At 73.0% G+C, this 10,110-nt stretch carries 8 protein-coding genes and 1 pseudogene; 3 read left to right on the top strand and 6 right to left on the bottom strand.

The window, feature by feature from the left end:
* Positions 1-397: 397 nt before the first annotated feature.
* On the bottom strand, positions 398-928 hold the full coding sequence (locus ACQKM2_RS33425) for a GNAT family N-acetyltransferase (RefSeq protein WP_427716505.1): 531 nt from the start codon (positions 926-928) through the stop codon (positions 398-400).
* A 398-nt stretch (positions 929-1,326) separates the two neighbouring features.
* On the opposite strand from ACQKM2_RS33425, the gene ACQKM2_RS33420 reads away from it, so the two are divergent.
* The gene (locus tag ACQKM2_RS33420; RefSeq protein WP_427716503.1) at positions 1,327-2,133 is read left to right on the top strand and encodes a hypothetical protein; all 807 of its coding nucleotides are present in this window, start codon (positions 1,327-1,329) and stop codon (positions 2,131-2,133) included.
* Between the two features lie 571 nt (positions 2,134-2,704).
* Here the strand turns inward: ACQKM2_RS33420 and ACQKM2_RS33415 are convergent.
* The 5 genes from ACQKM2_RS33415 to ACQKM2_RS33395 all read right to left on the bottom strand — a co-directional run bounded on the left by ACQKM2_RS33415 (position 2,705) and on the right by ACQKM2_RS33395 (position 7,654).
* A complete protein-coding gene (locus ACQKM2_RS33415; RefSeq protein WP_427716501.1) occupies positions 2,705-3,295 on the bottom strand; it encodes a CGNR zinc finger domain-containing protein in 591 nt (196 codons plus the stop codon).
* A gap of 71 nt (positions 3,296-3,366) precedes the next feature.
* Positions 3,367-3,915, bottom strand: a complete 549-nt coding sequence (locus tag ACQKM2_RS33410; protein WP_427716499.1) for a GNAT family N-acetyltransferase — start codon at positions 3,913-3,915, stop codon at positions 3,367-3,369.
* A gap of 9 nt (positions 3,916-3,924) precedes the next feature.
* Positions 3,925-5,073 (bottom strand): uroporphyrinogen-III synthase, encoded by a 1,149-nt coding sequence (locus tag ACQKM2_RS33405; protein ID WP_427716497.1) that lies wholly within the window; start codon positions 5,071-5,073, stop codon positions 3,925-3,927.
* A 127-nt stretch (positions 5,074-5,200) separates the two neighbouring features.
* Positions 5,201-6,580, bottom strand: coding sequence for a nitrate/nitrite transporter (locus tag ACQKM2_RS33400; RefSeq protein ID WP_427716494.1), 1,380 nt, complete (start codon positions 6,578-6,580; stop codon positions 5,201-5,203).
* Positions 6,581-6,685: 105 nt separating this feature from the next.
* The gene (locus ACQKM2_RS33395) at positions 6,686-7,654 is read right to left on the bottom strand and encodes a LysR family transcriptional regulator (RefSeq protein ID WP_427716491.1); all 969 of its coding nucleotides are present in this window, start codon (positions 7,652-7,654) and stop codon (positions 6,686-6,688) included.
* 84 nt (positions 7,655-7,738) lie between these two features.
* Here ACQKM2_RS33395 and ACQKM2_RS33390 point away from each other — a divergent pair, with 84 nt between their 5' ends.
* Both ACQKM2_RS33390 and ACQKM2_RS33385 read left to right on the top strand, forming a co-directional pair.
* On the top strand, positions 7,739-9,100 hold the full coding sequence (locus ACQKM2_RS33390) for an MFS transporter (protein ID WP_427716490.1): 1,362 nt from the start codon (positions 7,739-7,741) through the stop codon (positions 9,098-9,100).
* Between the two features lie 93 nt (positions 9,101-9,193).
* A pseudogene (locus tag ACQKM2_RS33385) lies at positions 9,194-10,110 on the top strand (hypothetical protein); the annotation flags it as partial.

Here is a 10,110-nt window from a genome sequence, read left to right as displayed (position 1 = left end):
GCCTTCGGCGACCCTTGACAGGCCGTCCCGCCCCGGAATGCCGAAAGACTGCCGGGAAACCCCCAAAAGGAACGGTCACAGGGGAGAGGAGGCAGGAGCGGTTCCGTCGGAGACGAGGCGAGGGGCCGGGCGCCGGCACGCCACGCATACGGGCCCTCACGTCTGCGATCCGGGCCGGGTGCGCGACTACCCGCACGAGAGGCCGACCAGAGCAGCCCAGGGAGCGGGCGGGCGCGTCAGATCGCTACGCGCTCCTCCCGTCTCAGCGTCCGGCGACCGTCTGGGGCTGATACCGGCACCAGAGGCCGAAAAGAGCAGCCCAGGGAGCCCTCTGGGGCTGGTGTTGGCCGGATGGGTGGATGGGTGGGTGGGCGGGTGGGTGGGTGGGTCTACGTGATCAGACCAGACGGCGGGCCAGGACCTGGCCCGGCCAGTCGCCGGACAGGAAGGCTTCGGTCGGGGTGAAGCCGTTGCGCTCGTAGAAGGAGACCAGCTCTCCCCCGCCACCCGCCCAGCAGTCCACCCGCAGGAGCTCCAGACCGGCCCGCCGCGTCTCGTCGGCGGCGTGCGCCAGCAGGGCCGCCCCGATGCCCGATCCCAGCCGCTCCCGGTCGGAGACGAGCAGCCGGACGTACACTTCGGGCTCCTCGGCCGGTTTGATCGGCATCTGGGGACTGGGACCGGAGTCCAGCACCATGGCCCCGACGGGGACACCGTCCAGCTCGGCGACCCACGGCGTGTTCTCGGTCAGGTACCGCTCGACCCGCTCCACCCCGCCGGGCTTCTGCGAGTACGGGGTGGTGCCCCACTGCTCGGTGTTCCCCCGGGAGTTCATCCACGCGACGGCCCCGTCGAGCATGTCGAGCACGGCCGGCGCGTCCGCCAGGCTGCCGGTTCGGATCCGTATGCCATGTGTCGTGTCGTTCACGCCCCGAAGCCTAGGGGCCGGATGCGTCACTGACCTGGTTCCACCGCCAACGCGGACCGGCGCAGCCTGCTGTACTCGGCCAGGAGCCGGGCCGACCCACCAGGGTTTTCGCACCGCGCAGCACGGGCTTCGAGGCCGTGCAGTCGCGCCTCCAAGGTGTGCGCTCGGGCATCGGGGGGAACCGAGTGGGGCTCATGGCCGTCCCGGCCCTCGAAGTACGTGGGATGTGCCGCCATGACACGAGCCTCCTGATCCGTACTCAACCTTGCCCCAGCAGCCTGGTGGCTTCCCCCATGACTTTCGGTTCCGACTCAGCTTCTGTGGAGCGGCACGTCCAGTGACGGAGGGCGTTCTCCAGTTGTGCGCACCTCCAACCCGATGGCCTATAACCTCCGCCTGTGACCAACAGCCCCGGCTGGACCGAGAATCGTCAGCTCGACGAGCTACCGCACCACCAGGCCCTTCTGCACGGTACGGCCTGGGCGTCGATCGCCACCGTGTACGGGACTGGCGAAGCCCTGCCCACCGTGCTGACGCGCATTCTCGACCCCGACCCGGTAGTCAGAGTGACCGCTGTCGATGACGCTTTCAGGGCAGTGAATGACCAGAACACTGTCTACGAGGCAACCGTGCCTGTAGCGCTCTACATGGCGGCCATCCTCGGTCACCCGGCCATCACGGCAGGCGAAGCCGTCCCCGACGCTGATAAGCCACCGCACCGCTCAACCCTAGTAAGACTGCTGCAAGGGCTCAGTGATACCGCCTACGACGCCGACGACGAGCGCGTCGCCAGGGGTGAACGCCACCGAGGCAAAGTGTTCCTTGACGCGTACCCGGAGCTGCGCGCGTTCCGAGAGGCGCGCCCGGCGATCTTCTCCGCGGTCCGACCCCTTCTCGATCACGACAGCGCGGCCGTACGCGACGCTGCTCTCCTCGCCGCCATCCCCCTCGCAGAACACCCGGACCTCAGCAGGTACCGCGGCGAACTGATCGGACACGCACGGAATCTGCTGGCCAACAGCCCGGACAACTACTACCGAGAGCCCGTCCTGGAAGCGATGAAGGCATGGGGTCAAGACCTCAGTGGCTTGGAAAATGCCGACGACGTCACGGCGCGCGAGCTTCGCGCCCGCCAGCTGGCGGAACACTGTTCAGTGTGGCCCGGACACGGGAAGAACGACCACGTGGAAGATCCACAGTCCTGACCGTCGCAGACTCGCCTTCGTGGGCGATGGACGGAATGTCAGCCCCAGACGGCCGCCGGCCGCCGAGATCAGAGGAGCGCGTAGCGATCTGTCGCGCCCGTGGGATTCCCACGCTGCTCTGATCGACCTTTGGTGCGGGTATCAGCCCCAGACGGCCGTCGGACGCTGAGGAATGAGGAGCGCGTAGCGATCTGACGCGCCCGCCTGCCCCCTGAGCTGCTCTGTTCGGCCTCTCGTGCGGGTAGCCCGCCTCCCCGGCCCGGAATCGCAGGCGTGGAGACCCGTATGCCCGGTGTGCCGGCGCCCGGCCCCTCGCCTCATCTCCGACAGGCCCGCTTCTCTCTCGCTTCCCCCTGTGACCGTTCCTTTTGGGGGTTTCCCGGCAGTCTTTCGGCATTCCGGGGCGGGACGCCCTGTCAAGGGTGGAGCGCAGCGACATCGCGAAGCGACGCGACCGGAGGGAGCGCCCTTGACAGGGCGGCCCGACACGGAAGGACGATGGGACTGACGGGAAACCCCCAAACCCTCCCCCACCACCGCCCGAGGGGATCCCGCCCCCAACCCGCCCCCCCTACGTCCCCGCTACCTCCCGGACCCGCCTCCGGTGGCGGGCCACGCGTTCTCTGTTGCCGCACAGTTCGCTGGAGCACCAGCGGCGGCGGTGGCCGCGGGAGGTGTCCAGGTAGAGGCGGGCGCAGCCGTCGCCCTCGCAGGTCCGGATCAGGGCCAGTTCGCCGGGGTCGGTGAGGAGCTCCACCGCGTCCCGGGCCACCGTGGCCAGCATCCCGGCGCACTCCACCCCGCCGCAGAGTTCCCGGACGAGGTGGCCCTCCTGGTCCCGTACCGCGCACACGCCCGGGGGCGGTCCGGCGGCGGCCGCGTTGACCCGGGCCAGGGCTTCCTCCTCCGGGCCGGTGCCGGCGAGTTCGGCCCGTACGAGGGTGCCCACGTCGCGGCGCAGCGCGCGGAAGGCCTCCACCCAGTCGGGCCCGAGCCGGCCGAGGGGGGTCCGGTCGGGGACCAGGCCGGCACCGACGAGCCACAGCCGCAGCGCGTCACCGTCCCGGATCCCCTCCCGGCATCCGGAACCGGCCCCTTCGACGCCATCCGTCGCCAGCAGGTCCAGACAGACCCGCCCGGAGTCGAACCACACGCCCGTCACCGCCTCGTCGCCGTGGGACTGGACGCCCCCAGAGTGCCGCCGAAGGCCGCGAAGCGGAAGCCCCCGCGCGGTCAGGCTCCCGGAGTCTCGTCGTGCAGCACGCGCTGGAAGAGGCGGTGGTCGCGCCAGGCCCCGTCGATGTGGAGGTACTGGGGTGCGAGGCCGATCTCGGTGAAGCCGTTCTTGGCCAGGACCCGCATGGAGGCGTAGTTGTCCACCATCGTCTGGGCCTCGACCCGGTGGAGGCCGAGGTCCTCGCGGGCGGCCCGGACGACCTCCGCCAGCCCGGCGGTGGCCAGGCCCTTGCCGTGCCAGGCCCGGTCGATCCAGTAGCCGACGCCTCCGCTGCACAGGGGTCCGTGCGCGATGCTGCCGAGGTTCATCGCCCCGATCACCGCGTCCCCGCCCGCCTCGACGAACACGTACGGTACGAGCCGGCCCCCGTCGCGCTCCCCGAGCATCCCCTCGATGCGTTCCAGCTGCCCGGCCTCGGTGTAGAACCTCTCGGTCCGCGAGGGCTCGTACGGCTTCATCGCGGCCCGGTTGCGCGCCAGTACGTCGGCCAGTCCGGCGGCGTGCTCGACGGCCAGGCCCTTCATCTCCACCCCGTTGATGATCATGTCGGCACGCTAGCGGACGGCCGCCGCGTTCCAGCCCTCGCCCTCCCCCGCGTCCAGCGAGAGCCGGTACCCGCGCTTGACGACCGTCTGGATCAGCCGGGGCGCCCCCAGGGCCGCCCGCAGCCGGGCCATCGCCGTCTCGACGGCGTGTTCGTCGGTGCCCGTCCCCGGCAGCGCCCGCAGCAGCTCGGCCCGGGACACCACCCAGCCCGGGCGGCGGGCGAGCGCGGCCAGCAGGGCCATCCCGGCGGGCGGGACGGGGCGCAGCCCGTCGTCGACGAGCACGGCGTGCCCCCGGATCTCCAGGCGGTGTCCGGCGACGGGCAGGACCCTTGCCCGGCCGGGGAGTTCGCGGCACAGCACCTGCACCAGCGGTCCGAGCCGGAAGCGCTCCGGCTGGACGGTCGGCACCCCTTCGGCCTGGAGCGGCAGTGCGGTGACGGGCCCCACGCAGGCCGCTGCGACGGGCCCGCGCAGCGCCTCCAGGACGGCTTCGCGCAGGCCCCGTCCGTCGGCGCGGGACAGCAGGGAGGCGGCGGCGGGCGCGGAGGTGAAGCTGACGGCGTCCACGGCCCCGACGGCGATCGCGTCGAGCAGCCGGTCCAGGGGGGCGAGGTCCTCGGGCGGCATCCACCGGTAGACCGGTACGGGCACCACTTCGGCGCCGCCGTCGCGGAGGGCCTCCACGAACCCGGGGAGGGGTTCGCCGTGCAGCTGGAGGGCGATGCGCCGTCCGGCGACGCCGCCCGCCAGCAGCCGGTCCAGTACCTCGGCCAGTGATTCCGACTGCGGGGACCAGGCTTCCACCAGTCCGGCGGCCCGTACGGCGCCCTTGACCTTGGGGCCGCGGGCGAGCAGTTCGGTGGTGCGCAGCCGTTCCAGCAGCTGTTCGCCGATGCCCCAGCCGTCGGCGGCTTCGATCCAGCCGCGGAATCCGATGGCGGTGGTGGCGACGACGGCGTCGGGCGGGCTGTCGACGAGTTCCTTGGTGGCGGCCATCAGCTCGCTGTCGTCGGCGAGCGGCACGATCCGCAGGGCGGGGGCGTGGATGACGGCGGCTCCGCGCCTGCGCAGCAGGGCGATCAGTTCGTCCGCCCGGCGGGCGGCGGTGACTCCGACGGTGAATCCGGCCAGGGGGCCGTGCGTAGCGTCGTCCATCGTGGTTGCCTGCCTTGCCCAGAAGGTTTGCGTCGGGGATGTTCCGAGCCTGCCAACGGGTCGTGTCAGGCTCGGTTCCACCGCATTTCGGGCCAGTTAACCGGCCCGCGGGCGCGTCGGCCGTACCTCACACCGAGGTGAGCTGGGGCTTCCTCTCGCCCTGTCCGTCGGCGGCGGGGGCCGGCGCGGTGACGGGCCGGCGAAGGTATACCGCCCAGGTGACCGCGCAGCACACCGCGTAGAAGCCGAGGAAGGTGGTGAAGGCGGCCGTTCCGGAGCCGGATTCGAGGAAGGCCGAGCGGAACACGAGGTTGATGGCGAGGCCGCCGAGCGCGCCGACGGCTCCGATGAGTCCCATGGAGGCGCCGGAGAGCCGCCTTCCGTGGGCGGCGGCCGCTTCGCCGTCGAGGCCCCGGGCGAGGGCCTTGGCGGCGAAGATGCCGGGGATCATCTTGTAGGTGGAGCCGTTGCCGAGGCCGCTGAGGGCGAAGAGCGCCGTGAAGCCGACGAGGAACACCGGCAGGGATGCGCGTACGGAGGCCAGCAGGACGACTCCGGTGGCGGCGGCCATCGCCACGAAGGTGGCCAGGGTGATCCGGGCCCCGCCGAAGCGGTCGGCGAGTGCCCCGCCGACGGGCCGGACGAGGGAGCCGAGGAGGGGGCCGATGAAGGTGAGGGAGGCGGCCTGGAGCGGGGTGCGGCCGAACTGGGTCTGGAGGACGAGTCCGAAGGCGAAGCTGTAGCCGATGAAGGAGCCGAAGGTCCCGATGTAGAGGAAGGCCATGATCCAGGTGTGGGCGTCCCGGGCGGCTTCGCGGACGGCCCCGCCGTCGTTGCGGACCGGCGCGAGGTTGTCCATGCGTACGAGGGCCAGTGCGGCGGCGAGCACGATCAGGGGCAGGTAGGTCCACAGCAGCAGCCGGGGGTGTCCGGCTCCGGCGGTGCCGATGACCAGCAGGGCGACGAGCTGGACGACGGGGACGCCGATGTTGCCGCCGCCGGCGTTGAGGCCGAGGGCCCAGCCCTTCTTGCGGAGCGGGAAGAAGGCGTTGATGTTCGTCATGGAGGAGGCGAAGTTGCCGCCGCCGACGCCGGTGAGCGCGGCCACGGCCAGGAAGGTGCCGTAGGAGGTGCCGGGTTCCATGACGACGAGGGCGGCGATCGTCGGCGCGAGGAGGAGCAGGGCGCTGACGACGGTCCAGTTGCGGCCGCCGAAGCGGGCGACGGCGAAGGTGTAGGGGACGCGGACGAGGGCGCCGACGAAGGTGGCGGTGCCGATGAGGAAGAACTTGCCGGCCGGGTCGATGCCGTACTGGGGGCCCATGAAGAGGACCATCACGGACCACAGCGACCAGATCGAGAAGCCGATGTGTTCGGAGAGGACGGAGTAGAGGAGGTTGCGGCGGGCGATCCGCTCCCCGGTCTCCGTCCAGAAGGTCTCGTCCTCGGGGTCCCACCGCTCGATCCAGCGGCCTCCCCTGCGCGGTGCGGTCGTCGTTGCGGTCATCACACGCCTCCACCCTCCACAGCTGTCGTGCTCCGTGGTGAGGAGGCTAGGAACGGCGCGTTTCGGCCCTGGTCCCCGCCGGATGACCGGTGGGAAACCTTGCACTCACCCGTCGTCCGGGCCGGGTGTGAGCGCTGCGGGGAGCCAGCTGTCCGGGGGGACTTCCAGCCAGCCGCCGGTGTTCTGGAGTTCGGTCACCGCGCGGTGGAGGGCGTCGAGGCCGGGGTGGTCGAAGCCCTTGCGCCAGACCATGGACAGCGGGGAGAGCGGTGCGGGGTCGACGAGGGGGCGTTTGACGCTGCCGGGCATGTCGAGGAAGCCGACGGCCACCAGGACGGGGGTGCGGGTCTTGGCCATGACCCGTACGAACTCCTCCTTGCCCATGGCCACGGGGGCGGGCGGGGCGACGGCGATGCCGCGTCCGGTGAAGAGTTCGCGGGCCAGCCCGGTCCACTCCAGGGTGCGGGGGTTGCCGGCTCCCGCGTAGACGCTCTCGCCGGCGAGCGCGGCGAGCGGTACGCGGTCCAGGGCGGCCAGCGGGTGGTCCTCGGGGAGCAGGACGGCGAGGGGTTCGTGGCGTACGGGGCGGTGGTCGAGCCGGGCGCGCAGGGCGGGTTCGAGGCCGGCGGCGTACCCGAAGGAGACGTCGAGCCGTCCGGCGGCGATCTCGCCGGCGGCGTGGGTGAGGCCGCTCTCGAAGCGGGCCATCAGTTCGCAGCCGGGGGCGAGTTCGCGGGCGCGTTCGAGGACGCGGCGGCCGGTGCTGGGGCCGTCGGTGTTCATGTCGACGAGGAGGGCGCGGGGCGGTCCGGCGAAGGCGGCGGCGAGTTCCGCGTGGGCGCGGAGCACGTCGCGGGCGTGGGGCAGGAGGCGCTCGCCGTCGGGGGTGAGTTCGACGGCGCGGGTGGTGCGCAGGAACAGGAGTGTGCCGAGGGCCTGTTCGAGGCGGCGGACGTCGCGGCTGAGGGCCTGCTGGGCGACGTAGAGGCGGGCGGCGGCGCGGGAGAAGTGCAGTTCCTCGGCGACGGCGAGGAAGCCGCGCAGCAGGCGGGGGTCGACGTCACGGGCGGTCATCCCCGGAGATTAACAACGTGAGCGCGTGAATGGCCCCGGAACAGGTGTTGGACCGCCGGCGGGGGCGGGCCGCAGGCTCGGTGCATGCCGCATGAATCCCCGCTGATGGCCGTGACCGGCAGCACCCTGGTCCTGGCCGCGCCGACGTCCGCACCGCCCGCACCGCCCGCACCGCCCGCACCGTCCGCACCGTCCGCACCGCAGGCTCCCGCGCCTGCACCCGCGCCGGCCGCCGCCTCCCCCGCGTCGGCGTCGGCGTCGGCCCGTACCCGCGGCCCGTACGCCCGGCTCTTCGCCCGTCCCGGCACGCGCGGGTTCACCGCCGGGAACCTGCTGGCCCGGCTGCCGATGGGCATGTTCGCGGTCAGCGCGGTGATGATGATCGCCGGGCAGCGCGGCTCGTACGCCCTGGCCGGCGCGGTCACCGCCACCGGACTGGCCGCCACCGCCCTCGTCGCGCCCTGGACGGCCCGGCTGGTCGACCGCCACGGGCAGGCCCGCGTCGCCGTACCGGCCACCGTGATCGCCGTCCTCGGCTCGCTCTCCCTGGTCCTGTGCGTGCGTACGCAGGCCCCCGCGTGGACCCTGTTCGCCTCGTACGCGGCCACCGCGACGACCCCCAACATCGGCGGCATGTCCCGGGCCCGCTGGACCCACCTGCTGCCCCGCTCCGAGCACCACACCGCGATGTCCTTCGAACAGGCCGCGGACGAGCTGTGCTTCATGCTCGGCCCGGTCCTCGCGGCCTTCCTGTGCACCGCCGCCTTCCCGGAGGCGGGCACCCTCGCCGGGGCGGCCCTGCTGCTGACGGGCATGCTGGTGTTCACCGCGCACCGGGCCACCGAACCCCCCGCGACCGGGGCGCCGGCCGCGGCCCTGGGCCCGTCGCCGCTGCGCGCCCTGCTCCCGCTGCTGGGCCTGCTCCTGGCCACCGGGGCGGTGTTCGGCTCCATGGAGGTGGCCTCCATCGCCCACCTCGCCGGCCTGGGCCTCGGCGGCACCTCGGGCCCGGTCCTGGCGCTCCAGGCGGCGGGCTCCTGCGCCGCCGGGCTGTTCTACGGCACCCGCCGCCCGCGGAGCCTGCGCACCTGTCTGCTGGCGCTGGCCGCGGCGATGGCCCTGCCGTGGGCGGCCGCCGCCACCGGCTCCCTCGCACTGCTGGCGGGGGCCCTGCTGCTGGCCGGGACGGCCACGGCGCCGGTGATGGTGGGCGCGATGGCCCTGGTGCAGCGGGCCACTCCGTCCGGCCGCCTCAACGAGGGCATGAGCCTCGCCGTCACCGCGATCATGGCGGGCATCGCCGCCGGATCCGCCGGCGCGGGCCAGGCCGTCGACCGCCTGGGTTCCACCGCGGCCTACGCCCTTCCGGCCGCCGCGGCCCTGCTCGCGCTGACCCTCTCAGTAGCAACATCCCGATTTATCCGTATTGTTCCGGCGGGCGAGTGACGCGCCCGCGTGGTACGCGCCACTCCTCCGCGTGATCCCGCATAACTGGGGGTGCTTTCCCCCAGCGCCCTTCCCTTCGCGGAGGAACTCCCCTTGCGTGCTACCCGCTCCGTCTCCTCGGCCCTCGTCGTCGCGGCCGTCACCGCGTCCTGCCTGGTGCTGCCGGCCGTACCGGCCCTGGCCGACGCGTCCCAGATCCGGTTCTTCCAGCCGTACGTCCCCTCCATCGCCCCCGGCAAGACGGGCCGCGTCGTCATCGCGGCCGTGAACGGCCAGGACCCGGCACGCAGCAGCTCCTTCCGGATCACCGCCCCGGAGCGGACCACCTTCCCGGAGGCCCGCTTCTACTGGAACGGCCAACGCGCGGCCGGCTCGTGCACCCGCTCGGCGGACGCACGCCTGCTGACCTGCGACGCGGGCACCCGCGCCGGCTTCGCCTTCCCGGCCGACACCCAGACGCGGCTGGCGGTGACCCTGAAGGTGGACCCGAAGGCCCCCCAGGGCACGACGCTGGACGGCGGCGAGTGGTCCAACGGCACCGACGCCCCGGCCCTGTTCGCCGTGGCCACCCCGGTGACGGGCCCGAAGGGCGACGACGGCCGCCCGGGCCACGACGGCCACGACGGCAAGCCCGGCCACCACGGCAAGCCGGGCCTCCCGGGCCTCAGGGGCGAGAAGGGCGAACCCGGGGAGAAGGGCGACAAGGGCGACCCGGGCGAGCGCGGCCCGGAAGGCAAGACCGGCGCCACCGGCAAGACGGGCAAGACCGGCAAGGACGGAAAGCCGGGCCCCCAGGGCGAGCCGGGCCCCGCCGGCGGCCCCAAGGGCGACAAGGGCGACCCCGGCAAGGACGGCAGGCCCGGCCACGACGGCAAGAACGGCAAGGACGGCCGCCCCGGCAAGGACGGAAAGCCCGGCCCCCAGGGCGAGCCGGGCCCCGCCGGCGGCCCCAAGGGCGACAAGGGCGACCCCGGCAAGGACGGCAGGCCCGGCCACGACGGCAAGAACGG

The sequence above is a fragment of the Streptomyces sp. NPDC004126 genome (assembly GCF_050275515.1).
Classification (GTDB): Bacteria; Actinomycetota; Actinomycetes; order Streptomycetales; family Streptomycetaceae; genus Streptomyces.
The sequence above is the reverse complement of the archived record's forward strand: the minus strand, read 5'-3'. Positions and strand labels throughout refer to the sequence as shown.